This window comes from Rheinheimera sp. A13L (assembly GCF_000217935.1).
Taxonomy (GTDB): domain Bacteria; phylum Pseudomonadota; class Gammaproteobacteria; order Enterobacterales; family Alteromonadaceae; genus Pararheinheimera.
The window spans coordinates 101,818-117,033 of the sequence record NZ_AFHI01000072.1; the positions used below are offsets into that span (position 1 = coordinate 101,818).

The 15,216-nt window shown below is 50.0% G+C and carries 12 protein-coding genes; 10 read left to right on the forward strand and 2 right to left on the reverse strand.

The features are described from left to right. Window positions 1-33 precede the first annotated feature (33 nt). The gene (gene gorA / locus RHEIN_RS19980) at window positions 34-1,386 is read left to right on the forward strand and encodes a glutathione-disulfide reductase (protein WP_008900805.1); all 1,353 of its coding nucleotides are present in this window, start codon (window positions 34-36) and stop codon (window positions 1,384-1,386) included. 98 nt (window positions 1,387-1,484) lie between these two features. Here gorA and RHEIN_RS19985 read toward each other — a convergent pair whose 3' ends face one another. Beyond that, window positions 1,485-1,787 (reverse strand): DUF2218 domain-containing protein, encoded by a 303-nt coding sequence (locus RHEIN_RS19985; RefSeq protein WP_008900806.1) that lies wholly within the window; start codon window positions 1,785-1,787, stop codon window positions 1,485-1,487. A gap of 68 nt (window positions 1,788-1,855) precedes the next feature. Further along, complete coding sequence (locus RHEIN_RS20580) at window positions 1,856-4,189, reverse strand: TonB-dependent receptor domain-containing protein (RefSeq protein WP_008900807.1); 2,334 nt, start codon at window positions 4,187-4,189, stop codon at window positions 1,856-1,858. 154 nt (window positions 4,190-4,343) lie between these two features. Between RHEIN_RS20580 and RHEIN_RS19995 the strand changes: the two genes are divergently transcribed. From RHEIN_RS19995 to RHEIN_RS20035, 9 genes are all read left to right on the forward strand, one after another. Beyond that, window positions 4,344-5,717, forward strand: coding sequence for an MATE family efflux transporter (locus RHEIN_RS19995; protein ID WP_008900808.1), 1,374 nt, complete (start codon window positions 4,344-4,346; stop codon window positions 5,715-5,717). Between the two features lie 94 nt (window positions 5,718-5,811). Next, window positions 5,812-7,680: an IucA/IucC family protein gene (locus tag RHEIN_RS20000; RefSeq protein ID WP_008900809.1), complete on the forward strand. Its 1,869-nt coding sequence runs from the start codon at window positions 5,812-5,814 to the stop codon at window positions 7,678-7,680. After that, complete coding sequence (locus RHEIN_RS20005; protein ID WP_008900810.1) at window positions 7,667-9,478, forward strand: IucA/IucC family protein; 1,812 nt, start codon at window positions 7,667-7,669, stop codon at window positions 9,476-9,478. The genes RHEIN_RS20000 and RHEIN_RS20005 overlap by 14 nt, the downstream gene beginning before the upstream one ends. Next, window positions 9,465-10,763, forward strand: coding sequence for an AMP-binding protein (locus RHEIN_RS20010; RefSeq protein ID WP_008900811.1), 1,299 nt, complete (start codon window positions 9,465-9,467; stop codon window positions 10,761-10,763). The genes RHEIN_RS20005 and RHEIN_RS20010 overlap by 14 nt, the downstream gene beginning before the upstream one ends. A 15-nt stretch (window positions 10,764-10,778) precedes the next feature. Then, window positions 10,779-12,098: a DUF6005 family protein gene (locus tag RHEIN_RS20015; protein ID WP_008900812.1), complete on the forward strand. Its 1,320-nt coding sequence runs from the start codon at window positions 10,779-10,781 to the stop codon at window positions 12,096-12,098. Beyond that, window positions 12,095-12,952: a sugar phosphate isomerase/epimerase family protein gene (locus RHEIN_RS20020; protein WP_008900813.1), complete on the forward strand. Its 858-nt coding sequence runs from the start codon at window positions 12,095-12,097 to the stop codon at window positions 12,950-12,952. Before RHEIN_RS20015 ends, RHEIN_RS20020 begins: the two co-directional genes overlap by 4 nt. 61 nt (window positions 12,953-13,013) lie before the next feature. Continuing rightward, entirely contained in the window at window positions 13,014-13,343 is a 330-nt protein-coding gene (locus RHEIN_RS20025; protein ID WP_008900814.1) for a DUF2955 domain-containing protein, read from the forward strand. Further along, entirely contained in the window at window positions 13,333-13,593 is a 261-nt protein-coding gene (locus tag RHEIN_RS20030) for a hypothetical protein (RefSeq protein WP_008900815.1), read from the forward strand. Before RHEIN_RS20025 ends, RHEIN_RS20030 begins: the two co-directional genes overlap by 11 nt. Further along, window positions 13,590-15,215, forward strand: coding sequence for a PepSY-associated TM helix domain-containing protein (locus tag RHEIN_RS20035; protein ID WP_008900816.1), 1,626 nt, complete (start codon window positions 13,590-13,592; stop codon window positions 15,213-15,215). The genes RHEIN_RS20030 and RHEIN_RS20035 overlap by 4 nt, the downstream gene beginning before the upstream one ends. Window position 15,216: the final 1 nt, after the last annotated feature.

Sequence of the window (15,216 nt, forward strand, 5' to 3'; positions counted from 1 at the left end):
CCATTAAATACCGAAGCAACAACAGAGCCAGCAATGACTGAACATTTTGACTATATCGCCATAGGTGGCGGCAGCGGTGGCATAGCCAGCGCCAACAGAGCAGCCAGCCATGGTCAGAAATGCGCCATTATTGAAGCCAAATTTTTAGGCGGCACCTGCGTCAATGTAGGTTGTGTGCCGAAAAAAGCCATGTGGTTTGCCGGGCAAATTGCCGATGCTTTTAAATATGCGCCGGACTATGGTTTAGCTGTTGAAATGCCTGCCTTAAACTGGGGCAAGTTAGTAGAAAGCCGTGAAGCTTATATTTCCCGTATTCATGGCTCTTACGACAGAGTATTAGCAAAAAATGGCGTCACAGTGATTCAGGGATTTGCCCGTTTTGTTGGTAAAAATACGGTCGAAGTAAATGGTAAATTGTATAGCGCTGACCATATAACCATAGCCACTGGGGGTCGTCCTGTGCGCCCAGATTTACCGGGAGCTGAACTGGGCATAGACAGCGATGGCTTTTTTGCCTTACAAAGCCAGCCCAAACGTGTGGCTGTTGTTGGGGCAGGTTATATCGCCGTAGAAATTGCAGGTGTGATGCAAGCCCTTGGCAGTGAAACCCATTTACTGGTGCGTAAAGACAAACCTTTGCGTGGCTTCGACCCTATATTGTCTGACACCTTAGTTGAACTGATGGCCAAAGATGGCCCGAAGTTGCACACTCACACCGAAGTCACTTCTGTCAGTAAAAATACCGATGGCTCCTTAACTGTTCAGGTGTCGACAGGCCAGAACCTGACTGTGGATTGTCTGATTTGGGCTATAGGCCGTGAACCTGCCAACGATCAACTACATTTGGAAAAAGCCGGTGTGACCTTAGACGACGACGGTTTTATTCCTACAGATGAATTTCAGAATACCAACGTGCCAGGTATTTATGCCGTAGGGGATAACACAGGCCGGTTGGCGTTAACTCCGGTGGCAGTAGCGGCCGGACGACGTTTGTCAGAGCGGTTATTTAATAACAAACCAGACAGCAAACTGGATTACAGCACAGTACCGACAGTAGTATTTTCGCACCCTCCTATTGGCACTATAGGTTTAACTGAAGACGAAGCCCGTCAGCAGTTTGGTGATGATCAAGTGAAAGTGTATCGCAGCGAATTTGCCGCTATGTATACGGCTTTAACCCAACATCGTCAGCTTACCCGGATGAAACTGGTGTGCGCTGGCCCTGCCGAAAAAGTGGTAGGTTTGCATGTGATAGGTTTTGGCGCCGATGAAATGCTGCAAGGTTTTGGTGTAGCCATCAAAATGGGCGCCACCAAAGCCGACTTTGATAACTGTGTGGCTATACATCCAACTTCCTCTGAAGAGTTTGTTACTCTTAGAAATTAGTGCAGAAAAACCAGCCAGCTTCATTTTTAGCATCTTGCAAAGAATGGCGCTGGTGTGGTTTTTTATCGGATCGCTTTGAAGTCCGGTAAAAAATATCTCTATTGCCAGATCAGCTCCGGCGCTTCAGCTTTGGCGAAGCGGATAAAATGCCTGTCTATCGTATCCACTATCTCAACCAGTTCCTGCTCCGAATCTGCGCTGCAGATCATCTGTAAACCTAAAGCATCAGCCTGCAAGGTACAAGTGCCCTCGGCAAAGCAGATATTTCCACGGTTTTCGTCCCAGTCAGCACTGACTCTGTGGGCGAAATGCTTGCACAACCTTTGCAAATATTTACTGCCGTTAGGAGTCTTTACCTGAGCTACACGGTTGAGTTGAGGTGTGAATTGTTGTTCAGACATGCCTGGTTCCTGAAAAAGTGTGACCGACCAGCGTCCTGGACGCCGGTCGGATGTTACGATGTTACAGCTTAAAACTGCCAGGACAGACTCAGGCGGACATCCCGACCCGGCTCTTTGTGACTGGCAAAGCCTTCCCAGATATCGCTGTAGTCAGCAAAACTGGAATGATCCCGATAGGCCTTATCAAAGGCATTTTTAACCATCAGACGCAGTCTGATATCGTCGTTAAAATCATAGTTGGCGTAAAAGTCATGCAGGATATAACCTGGCTTGCGTAGTGTTACCACCTCACTGATGTCGCCACTGCTCACCGCATTGTGCAGGGCGACTATACCGTCCAGCTCCTGAATATGAGTAAAGAACCAGCCGATTTCCAGGCTTTCCAGCAAGCTGTAGCTAACGTCCAGGCTAAAGGTATCACCACGGGAGTTGCCTATAGCGCGCTGTTCGTAGCCTTCGATCTTAATACCATCATAAACAAGTGGCTGACCATTGACTAAGGCCGGGGCCTGTAGCTTGGCAATATCAAAGGCGTTGAATTGTGCACTGTAGGCTGCCAGATTAACGATAGGGGCACCATTGGCGTCGAACGCATTGGTGGCCACATTAGGTTGGTAGTTGTACAACTCGCTGTTGTTATGCACATAGCTGGCGACAATACGCAGATCATCTTTTAGGTAACCAAGCTTTAGTTCTACGCCGTCTGATTTAATGTCGCCAATATTACGCACGTTGGTACCACCAACCTCGAGGTTCATGGCATCGTGCAGAGTAGACTGGTAGGCTGCAATCTTGAACATCAGGCCGTCCTGATTATATTCCAGGCCTACTTCGGTATTCTCCGCCTCTTCTGCCACAACATCAGGTTCGACACCGTTATAGTCGATGGTAAAGGTGTCGCCCACTTCTTTACCACGCAGCGCCTCTGCATAACCGGCAGTGAATTTCCAGTCTGGAGTCAGTTGCCAGGCCAGACCTATATTGGCACTGACACCGTCACTCTTGACTTCGATAGCCTCAGAGCTACGACTGAGGTAACTAAAGGTGCCATCCGGCCCAACGACCCGACCAACAGGAGTCAGGCTGTCAAAGTCGGCAACGACGAAAAAGCCGGCTTGAGCCACTTGCGGGAACTGTGCGGCAACGGCAGCAAAATTAGCCTGGTTCTCTGCATAAAACTTATGTGTCGTGTTCAGACTGTAGTCGTCATAGCGCAAACCAAAGCTAAGCAGCAGAGTATCAGTGATATCCCAGTGATTCTGGGCATAGATACCCAGGACTTCGCCTGTTTCTTCAGCGTTCAACGGCTTCCCCAGGGTACCGGCTGAAGAACGTTGGTCGCGGTATTCCACGCCAACAGTGAGCGCATGGGCCCCCAAATCCAGGGTATTGCGGATATCGCCGCCCTGGGTCTCGATTTGTCCCTGGTAAGGGTGCCAGGCGCGATTACCTTTCACCAGCAGTGATTGCTCTGTATCGTACAGGGTGACAGCCAGATCCAGCAGATCCCCCTGATGAATGCCATAGTTGAACACTGTAGTGTTGCGTTCAGTTGCAATAGGATAGATAGGGTTACTTGGTGAAATCGGGAAATTAGGCTTGGAAGGGAAGCTCCCCTCTTCTTCGCGTGTTTCGTAGCTCAGAGACAGGTACTGACCATGGCTTAATTCACCGCTTAGTTTGATAAAATCCAGTTCCTGCCCGGTTTCGGTCGTTTGACGTACAGTATTGCCAGCTGCATCGGTAAATTCGTAAGCAATTTCGTTGCCGTCACCGTCTTTGTAGCTGTCGCTGTCTATTTTTACGTGGGAAGCCAGAATGCTCCAATTGTCACCGATACGGCCGTAACCTGTTGCACTGTATTTGTCAAAATTATTGGTACCACCGCCAATTTTCAGCATGCCGCCAAAACGCTCATCCTTGCCCAACAGATCATTGGCGTCTTTGGTCTTAAACCGGATAGCACCGCCAATGGCCCCTGAACCGGCGGTCGCTTCACCTGCACCAGCCTGTACCTCAACGCTTTTAAGCAGCTCTGGTTCAATAGACAGTCGGCCAATATGGTGAAACAAGGTGCCGGTTTGAGGCGCGCCATCAACAGTGACGTTAAGCATAGTGTCTTCAAAGCCACGAATGTATACCAACTGGGTGATACCCAGACCGCCACCACCTACAGTGACCGAAGGTTCAAGGCGGAATATGTCACTTAAGTCATTGGCCTGAATTTTGGCAATATCATCGGCAGTCACCTCAAAATTAGTAGCCGCACCTACCACAGAAATTTTCTCAATTTTCTGATGGTCCGCTGCTTGTTCTGCGTTTTGCGCTAAAGCAGAGTTGCTGAGCAGCGCCAGAGAAATGGCCAGCGGCAAAGCCGCAAGTTTTTTGCTTGTGTATTCCATTGGCAATAGATTTCCTGTGCTATATCATAAATGATAATGGTTGTTATTTGCAGTGGCATTATAGGAATCGGCTACGTAAAGGGAATAAAATTTACAATTGTTACATTTTCGTCAGCAAAAATTGATTATTGATTGGTATAGGGAAAGCGCATAAATGATGAAATCACGCCACAGCAACCCAGCTCTTGAAGGTCCCATACTGCGTACTTTTTTTTACTATGTATTCCCTTCTATGATCGGCCTGGTGGCCCTCACCACTGCTAATCTGGTGGATGGCATATTTGTGGGGCATCACGTAGGAGCCGAAGCACTGGCAGCCATTAGTTTGTTGCTGCCCTATTTCAGCTTGCTGATAGCCATTTCTTTGATGTTGGCAATAGGTGGTGCCGTTACTGTTGGTAAATATCTTGGGCAAAACGATAGTGCTATGGCTTCAGCACTGTTTAGCAAGGTAATGATGGTTACCCTGCTGCTGAACAGCCTCTTTGCTATCGCCAGTTACCTGGCTGAACCCTGGCTATTGTGGTTACTCAAGGCCCCACTTGAGGTGCAGCCCCTGATGCAGGAATATCTGGCGGTGATCCGCTGGGTATTGATCGGGCAGTTGAGCACTATGGTGCTGTATTATTTTGTGCGTATGGACGGTCATCCCGTATTGGGTACACTGGCACTGCTGGCAGGGGCTCTGACCAACATTCTTTTTGATGCTCTGTTCATTGTGCACTTGCAAATGGGATTGGCTGGGGCGGCTTATGGCACGGCAATAGCTCAGTTGTTACAATGTGCAGTGCTGTCCACCTGGTTCTTCAGTCAACGTCGACGTCTTCGTTTTTCGTGGTATCAGCAAAACTGGCGAAGGCTGTGGCAAACTGCCTACAACGGCTTTTCTGAGTTGATCAATGAACTCTCTGTAGGTCTGTTATTCCTGTTGCTTAACTGGTTACTTGTGATGCAGTTAGGTACAGAAGGGGTGGCAGCATTCAGCGTGGTAAACTATCTGATGTTCCTCAGTGTCATGCTCAGTTATGGGGTGGCCGACGCCCTGCACCTGTTAGTCAGCCAGAATTATGGTGCCGGCAAAAGGCATAGGATCAGTCAGTTCCTGAATCTGTCTTTGCTGACCGCCTGCATATTGGGCAGCCTGTTGGCAGTCGCTTTGGCTTTTGCACAAAGTACTGTAGTCAATTGGTTTCTGGATGCTGGTGCAGAAACTGTCGCTCAGCTGTCAGGCGATATTATGTTGCTGATTTGGCCGCTGTTTCTGGTGAATGGCTGTAATATATTATTGAGTTGTTATCTTACGGCAGTACATCAACCCGGTGTATCAGCCACTCTGGCTTCTTGTCGTAGCATAGTATTGCCGGGCACAATGTTATTGCTATTTTACGCTTTGTTTTATCATTCATCAGTGTTCGACCCAGCCCCGGCTGACTGGTTATTCCTTATTGGGTTACCTGTGGCTGAATGGCTTTCCTTCCTGCTGGCCATGACTTACGTCTGGCGTTTTCGACCTGCACGCTTGCTCTGAAATGTAACAAATGTAAATTTAATTGCAAGATGATAACAATTATCATTAACATATTGAGGAGTTCAGCAACGAGCGCAAGCTTCAGGAGTTATGCATGGCATTTCAAGCCAGGCAAGTGGCAGATAATGCTTCCTTTCAGGCGTTTGTTAACGCTTATCTCAGAGAAATTCAGCCCGGTGTCTGGCATTCAGCTGCCCTATGGCAAAGATGTACCGGACTGGAAACAGACGCACAGAGCCAGTACATCACAGAATTACAATTAGCAAAAACCGGACAAAGTCTGGCTATTGCAGTAGCTTATCGCTCGCTGGTCGGCAGACACAGGCTGATCGCTTGTTATCAGTTACAAGCTGGCAGTCTGGACTGGCAACCTATTGATTCTGTATCGGCCATTATGTTGCTTATTCAGGACATCTATGCCGCCCCTGCAGGCCAGACAGCAGTCAGTGATCAACAACTGGAACTGACAGCCCGCACTCTGGAAAGTCACCAGGTCATGGCGCACTACCTGCAGGCAAGGTATGACGATCCTGCCCTGCACAGCACGCGTTTTATCGACTCTGAGCAGTCGATCCTATTTGGACACTGGCTGCATCCAACCCCCAAATCCCGTCAGGGCATGCATCGTTGGCAGCACACGCTTTATGCCCCTGAGCTGAAAGGACGCTTTAAGTTACACTTTTTCGCTGCTGCAGCGGATTTGGTGATACAAAATTCGGTGTTAGCGCAAAGCGCTGAACAAATAGTGGCCGACATCGCCAGCCGTGAAACCGACAAGGATCAACGTCAATATGCTGAACTGCTTCGTGCTCAGGGTAAAGTGTTGTTGGCCGTTCACCCGTTACAGGCACAATGGCTAGTTAATCAGGACCATATTCAACAACTGATTGCCGCACATAAACTGGTTGACATCGGGCCATTGGGGCCGCTGTTTACACCCACTTCGTCTGTGCGTACCTTGTATTGTGACGAGCTGAGTTACATGGTGAAGGTTTCCATTCCGGTCAGGATCACCAATTCTTTACGTATTAACTTGCACTACGAGCTTGAAGCCGGCGTGACATTGGCCAGGCTAATGACAGCCAACGGCTTTAGTCAGTGTCATGCTGATTTCCGTCTTATTCGTGATCCTGCTTACTTGTCACTGGCAATGCCACAGCAACAGGAGAGCGGTTTTGAATTTATCATCCGGGATAATCCGTTTTGTCAGCAAGCATCCGACACAGGGGGGGCTGGTGTCCAGTCGTTGGCAGCCTTACTACAGGAACCGCTTCAGCCAGCAGAGCTATCCAGACTGGCCAAAATCATTACTCAGTTAAGCAAAAAACAGGGGACATCGCTGCAGCAAACCAGCATGGACTGGTTTACGCGCTACTGGCAATGCGCCATAGCACCAGCCATTCAATTGTTTGATCAATTCGGTATTGCGCTCGAAGCACACCAGCAAAACTCACTACTGGAATTAAGTCATGGTTATCCGGCAGTTTATTACTACCGCGACAATCAGGGCTATTATCTGGCCGAATCTCATCGGGCTGAGTTGATCGACCTCGAACCTGGTCTGGAACACTGTCCGAAGCTGTTTTACCCCGACACAGAGATTTTTGATCGGTTCAGTTATTATTTGATCATCAATCAGTTGTTTGCTGTGATCAACCGCTTTGGTCTGGATGGCCTGTTGTCTGAAGCTGTATTATTGGGAGAGACACGCAACAAATTGCTCAGCCTGTTGCCCCGCATGTCAATCCGCGGCAGTGCTTTGATTGAGTCTATGCTGTACCGCAAGACGATTCCCTGTAAAGGCAATCTGCTGACCAGAGTCGGGGACGTCGACGAATTGCAGGCTGATAACGAACTCGCTGTTTACACCCGGATAACCAATCCTTTGTACACTGGGGCCAAGCTGTCCCGCCATGCCGACACTATCCGGAACGAAGCAGAGGTGGCGCTTGAGTCTGCCTGAGTCTGTTGCGCCGGAGCAATCGATTTGCAGCCATCAGGCGCGATCCGGCTGCCCTCATCGTGCCCGGGTTATACGGCAACTCGTGGAGGCAGCACTATTTGAGCGGGTGTTGCCCTACCAGTACGATGGGAGTTGGTTTACTTTTCGTGCCGGTGCCCAGGCTTATCGTGCCAGGGGGAAACTGTCTGGCTTTGGCCGGGTGCGTCTGGCAGAGAAAGATATCTGGCAACTCAATGGCGGGCTGCAACATTCTGTGGATTTAGCCTCGCTGGTCCAGGCCCTGCCCGCAAGTGCAGGGGTTGGTGAGCGGCTGCTGCAGGAGCTGGAGCAAACCATAGCTTTTTGCCGCTGGAACCAGGAACATCTGAACCCGTCAGATAATCGTCGTGGCCTGAGCTATATTGCTCTGGAATCGGCCATCCATGAGGGGCACCCCTATCACCCCTGCTTTAAGTCTCGTACTGGCTTTAACTTTGCCGACCATGCCCAATTTGGGCCTGAAGCCGGCAACCCATTTCAGCTTTGCTGGCTGGCGGTACAACGGCACTATCTGGCTATTTATCTGGATTGCCCTGACGAGCAGGAATTTTGGTTGCGGGAACTGGGCCTGGCTACCTGGCAGCAACTGCAAGACGCCATGGCAGCACAGGACATAGGACTGACAGATTACGCCTTGTTGCCGGTACATCCCTGGCAGCTCAAAGCTCTGCAGGCGACCTTACAACAAGCTGTCGCGCAAAAGCATCTGATACCACTGGGTAGCGCCGGTGATTATTATCAGGCCAGCATTTCATTGCGTACCTTACTCAATGTCAGCCATCCGGATAAAGCGAATATTAAGCTGCCTCTTAATGTGGTGAACAGCTCTTCACTGCGCACTATTGAGCCTCATTCTGTGGGGACAGCGCCGGTGTTGAGCCAATGGCTACAGAGGTTAATCAATCAGGATCCCTGGTTTTCACAATACACCACACTGGACATTCAGCATGAATACGCCGGTATGGTGCTGAAAGACGATGTCACTTGTGAGACTGACACAAAGGCCGAAAATGACTGGTTGCTACAACTGGCCCCTTCGTTAAGTGTTATTTTTCGCGACAGTCGCGCTATCCATGCCAGCCCCTTCACGGCAACCCCCTTTGTGGCATTGTCTCTGCTGGAAGCTGATGGCGACGCATTTATCGCGCCCTGGCTGCAACACTATGGCATTCAGAACTGGGTACGTCGTCTGTTAGAGGTGGTGGTGTTGCCTGTCTGGCACTTGCTGGTGCGCCATGGCATAGCCCTGGAAACCCATGCACAAAACATGACACTGCTACACGATCATGGCTGGCCGCAAAAGCTGGTGCTGCGCGATTTTCACGAAAGCCTGGAGTTTGTCTGTGAGTTTCTGGCGGCACCAGAGCAACAACCGCATTTTGCCGCACTGCATCCAGACTATGTCCGGCCAGCACCGGATCGTTATTACTGGATGTCTTCTGTCGAAGCGCTACGGGAGCTGCTGGTGGATACCCTCTTTGTCTACAACCTGGCTGAGCTGGCTTATTTACTGGAGCAGCAGTTTGATTATCCGGAGTCACGTTTTTGGTTACAGCTGGATGAAGCATTAAGCAGTTACGCGGATACAGCAAAGGACTGGTCGGGCCGTCTGGCACAGCTGGATCTTTATCAGGCGCAGATCCAAACGGAATCACTGCTACGCAAAAAACTCAGTGGCCACTCGAACACGGAATTTCACCATACCATACCTAACCCCTTACATCAGATCCGCCGTGGAGCAAAACATGTTATATATTGATGATACCTTCTACGCCAGGCAGACATTAGAACAGCACTTTGCACATTTTGCCGGCATAGAGCAACTACAGGTGCCTGGTCGCCACATTGCGATCTGTGTGCCAGATACGTTGCAGGGCCTGGCTCTGTGTCTTTACGCCAGAGAACACCAACTGTCAGTGTTGCCTGTTCATGCCAGTGCCCCCAGGGCTCTGGCTGAAAATTACGCAGTGAAAGCAGGCTGTGATCTGCTGTTTTATGGCGGTCTCACTAGTCCTGTCAGTCTGCAACCAGCCGCCAGTGAACCCACTGAAGCCGGATTGATCCAGATGAGCTCAGGCACGACCGGCGCATCAAAATGTATCAAACGCAGCTGGTCAGACATTGCCATAGAAATCCAGAGTTACTGCCAACATTTCCCCGAGGCCCAGAGCATGACCCCTGTGGTGGCTTGTCCTGTCACCCATTCTTATGGATTAATTTGTGGTGTGCTGGTCGCACTGGCTCGTGGTCTGGAGCCACGAATTATTACCAATATCAACCCTAAATTTTTACTGAAACAACTTCTGGCTACAGATAAGCCGCTGCTTTACACCTCACCCGCTATGCTCAGCACCCTTATGCCGTTTTGGCCCAAAGGCAGTCAGCTGCATGCCGCCATGATCTCCGGCACCTTAATGTCCGAACCGGCATTTCAGCGGGTACGGCCTGTGGTCACGCATCTGTTTCAACAATACGGCTGTTCTGAAGTGGGTTGTATCAGCCTGAACAGAGACACGCAAAATGCAATGGCTGTAGGCAGTATCTTGCCTCACATGCAGGTCAGCGCGGGGAAGCAATACGGTCAGCCTGAGGAAATTTGCGTGAGTCAACGGCAGCAACCTGATGCAGCACCTGTTCACACTCAGGATCTGGGATATTTCGCCACAGCAGAGAATGCTGAGTTGCTGTTGCATTTTGTCGCCCGACAGGACGATACCATTATTGTGGCGGGCATGAATGTCTATCCACAGGACGTCGAAGATGTGGTTCTGTCGCATCCACAGGTACAGGATGCGGTGTTGTTTAAAGTCCCTGATGCACTGGCCGGGCAACGCGCCTGTTTGCAGTTTTGCTCTGAAGGTGCGCTGAGCGCTGATGAACTGCGGCGCTGGTGCTGTCAACAGCTGGCAGACTGGCAAGTACCACAGCTGGTGGAATCTGTACCTCAGATTGCGCGTCTGGCAAACGGCAAGATCAATCGTAAACAACTTGCAGCCACCTGGCTGGCGTCACAATCCAGACAGTCAGCGCTGGTGGCTGAGTAGTAAAGAGAAATCAATATGAACAAGAATGCGATGATCTCAGCTATACGCCAGGTATTGCAGAAAGAACTGCAATGTCAGTACTTAGATCGTTTTAATGCTGAAGCGCGTCTGAATGAAGATTTATATCTGGATTCAGTGTTGTTAATGCAGTTATTGCTGCATCTGGAATTGTCGCTTGGCATAGCGGTGCCCGATAGTGCTTTAAACAAAGAAGACCTCGCAACAGTGGATAGTCTGGCGCAGTTTTTATTGGGTCAGTCAACGCAAGCGCAACCTGTTGGCAATGCATCGGTTGAGCCGCAGCAGGAGTTTGACGATATCAAGGTACACTGCTTTGTCAGTTGTCTGTGTCAGATTATTAAAGCGGATGAACGGGTCGATCACCGGCCATTTTACTTTGGCGTATGGGATGCGGAGGTGTTAATCGATGAACAGAGTCGGCTGACTTATCATGCCCCGACCTTGAATCATGATTTTTTCCGCACCTGGTTCCAGCGTATCTACGGTGTTGCCGTGAATCCCTGGTATAGGCCTGACCTGAGCAAAGCTCAAAATCTGGATATTATGCAATCACTGTTGCGGCAAAAAAGCACCACGCAGCAACTGATGGTCATGCTGGATATGTATTTGCTACCGGAACGGGAAAACAAATTTAACCAAAACCCCTTTCCCCATTATGTCATGCTGGCCGAGACCGACGATCCATTACAGTGGTTTATGTACGATCCGGACTTTCGCTGGGAAGGTGTACAGCCAAAAGAACAGGTATTAGAGGCGGTGGCCTCAGAGGCGGTAGCCGGAGGTTATCTCTTTGATAGTAAGCAAATAAAACCTTCTGAAAATCAGGTGATTGCTGACTATTTTCTCGCTTGTATCCAGCGCCACAGCAACCCCATGACGGCCAGAGTACGGCAAGTGGTACAGCGCCATGAAGCACAATCAGCGGATGGCCCGGACATAACTCATCTCGGTGCGGCTTTGCATCATTTACCGGTGCTGGCGATCCGTAAATACGCATACGAGCACGGCTTCGCGTTTTTCTGGCTGGATATTGGCTTTCCTGAGCCGGAGTTTGAAGTCTGGTGTGAGGTGATCGAAGACCTGGTGAGCAGCTATAAAAAAATACAGTATCGGGCGATGAAACTCTCAACAGGGCAATTTTCTGCGACTGAGCAGACAGCACTCTTTGCACAAATATATCAGTTGCTGGATGAACAGGACGCCAGAGAGTTTCGCATTAAAGCGCGTTTGTATCAGGTATTTGAACAGTGGCGTGACAAACATAAGTTAAGGTCCGTTGCGCCACTGGCTAACAAAGCGGAGCTGAGCCTGTGAATCTGTCAGTATGCACCATATCCTTTCGCCATCAGTTGATATCCATTGCTGAAATCGCCACCTTTGCACAGCGCAATCATTTTCAGGGCATTGAACTTTGGGGCGCCCATGCTAAAAACCTTGCAGAGCAGCCGCAATTCGATCAGCACTGGTTAGCAGGCTATGGCCTGAAAACCAGCATGCTAAGCGATTATCTGCCTTTGCTGGCAGAACAAGCTGCTTTGTATAGCAAGGTGCAATTATTGGCTCGTCTGGCGCGCCACTGGGGCACTCAAAAAATACGCACTTTTGCCGGTGCAGATGGCAGTGCGGACCTGAACGAGCAGCAAAGGGACGCGCTTTTTGCAAGATTGCAACTGGTGTGTGACTGGCTGGGACCTTACGGCATCAATCTGGTGATTGAGACCCATCCCAGAACTTATGCTGATTCGGTTGCCTCTACGCTGGAGCTCTTTGCCGGTGTAGACCGCAGTAATATGCAACTTAACTTTGACGTACTGCATGTATGGGAGTCCGGTGCCGAATTGATACCGGCTTTAGAAGCGCTGCGCCCCTTGATCAACCATTTCCATTTCAAAAATATCAGTGATGCCGCCTACCTCAGCGTTTTCTCGCCCGATAATGTCTATGCTGCCGCCGGTTCAAGGGAAGGCATGGTGCCCATCTTTGAAGGTGCCGTTGACTACGCTGGCTTCATTGATTATTTGCAACAGCACCCTGATCCAGAATTGCATAACATGGACGCTTCACTGGAGTGGTTTGGCAATCAGTGTAAAAAGGTGCTGGGACGTGACCGTTACCTGTTGCAGTTGCAACAACAACAGGCTCAACCCGTGCAGAGCAAAGCAGGATGAGTCGTTTAAATACGACCCGGTCAGAGCGAAAACAACGCTCTGTGATAAAAGGAACTTATTCATGTTGATCAAATTTCTGGCACTGCAATTAATCTGGTTTGGCAGTGCTGCGTTTTATTGCAGCTCTGACAAACAGCAATTATTGAGCCGTCCCTTATCCCGGAGCTTTGCTGTCGCTGCTTTTCTGCTGGGCACAGGATGCTCAGTGATTTTACTTTCCCAGCTTTACCATTGGTTAAGTGCCAGCTTTACCCTGTTGGTGGTACTGATGTTTTGCTGGTGCTTCCTGGCGTTTATGGCTGGGCATTGTTCAAAAGCCGCTACTGTACTGGGGGCTGGCGCCTTGCTGATGACACTGTTGGCATGGTTGGGAGGTGCTAATGTGGCTTAAGTCTGGCGTGGCGTTGCTGGTGGGGCTGATGATCAACGCCAGCCTGATGCTGAATCTGACCTTATTGTTACCCCTTTCTATTGATGTGTTGCTGCTACTTGGTTTTGTGCTTGGCTTTATTGTCTGGGCCGCTGTAATGACCTGGTTTTATTGCCGCGCATCGCTACGGCAGGCCCTGCGCCCTTGTGTACCTGTATTGCTGTTGTCAGTGGCGTCAAATGTGTTACTGATACTGGGAGTAAGTCAATGAAAGCTCAAACCATACGCTCGGCACTGGACGGCCATGGCTGGCTGGGGATTTTCATATCAGTACCTTTGTTTATCGTGTTCTGGGCAGGCTCCTTAACCCTGTTCTATCCCGAACTGAAAAAATGGGCCGAGCTACCACAGTTTCCGGTCGATGCGACACAGGTGGTCATGCCTGTTAATCAGGTTTTGCAGCGCACTCTGGCGCGATATCCTGTGGATACCAGCGAAACGATGTTCCTGGTGTTGCCGGATGAAAACCAGCCCTGGTATCAGTTTTACCTGCCGCAATTACCTGATGAGCAAGGTGTCAAAACGGACATGCTGGAGCTACTGGTACACCCTGTCAGTGGAGAGGTGGTAACTGATGCAGAGCAGTTCCATTTCGCCGATTTTCTGTATAAATTGCACATTGATTTATACCTGCCAGCAGGTGACTATCTTGTTGGTTTTATCAGCCTGTTGTTTATGGTGATCATTTTCACCGGTGTGGTGGTACAACTAAAAAAGTTGTTCAGCAACTTTTTCCTCTATCGCAGCGACAAAACCCAGCGCTATCGGCTTACTGATATTCACAATGTCATTGGCGTGATCAGCCTGCCCTACAGCTTTATCTTTGCCCTGACGGGGCTGATGTTCAACCTGGGTTTGATCTCACAGCTGGTCACGCTGACTTTGGTTTATGAAGGGGACAGGCAGCGTATGTTTGCCGATGCCGGATTCGCTCGTGTCGTAGAGCAACCCTCAGGCGTAGCGCAGCAGATGCCCGATCTGGATCAGTTGATCGCCCAATGGGAAAAACAACAAAATGCGCATGCACACTCACTACGAATTGACCATTATGGCGACCAAAATGCGTTGATACGACTGATTGGGCAACACAACGACAACTTTGTGCAACGCATCGACATGATCTATAGAGTGCGGGACAGCGAGTTTCCGGCTGACATTAACCCTGCTGAACGCAACGCCTTTGCCGATGGAACCCGCTTTTTATATGCCCTGCATTTTGGTCATTTTGCCGGCGTCGATCTGCGTATTCTGTACTTTTTATTGGGTCTTGGCGTCTGCGCCATGATAGTGGCGGGCAACATGTTGTGGCTGAACAAGTACAGTAAAAACAGGGCGGTATCTAAAAGGGTGAGCGGATTGTTGCAGGCAACCACCCTGGGTGGTTGTGTCGGCATTGTGCTGGCTACCTGTGTCGGTTTTTTGCTGGAGCGCACCCTGGCTCCGGGCTGGTTAAGCCGAACCCCACTGATTGAAGTCAGCTTTGCGGCCACCCTGTTATTCACCATGCTGCTAGCCTGCGTTACCACAAGGGCAAAACACTTTGTGATGCAAGGCATGCTGGTTGGTGGCGTACTGTTGCTGATCACTCTGGCCTGCGATCTGCTGATGTTCGGGGCGGAAATAATGCAGTTAGCCCATAACGGCTTTGCAGAAGTGCTGGCGGTCAGCGTCAGTTTCGCGCTGGTGGCGGCTCTGTTGCTGTGGATAGCTATTCACTTCAGGCAAGCGCCTGAGCCGGCAAAAGCGAATCATATTACGCCACCCTATACAGCAGCAGCCCCTGCAGAACTCACTGCAGCAGAGAACGCCAACCAGCGCGATGGCCTGGTATAAG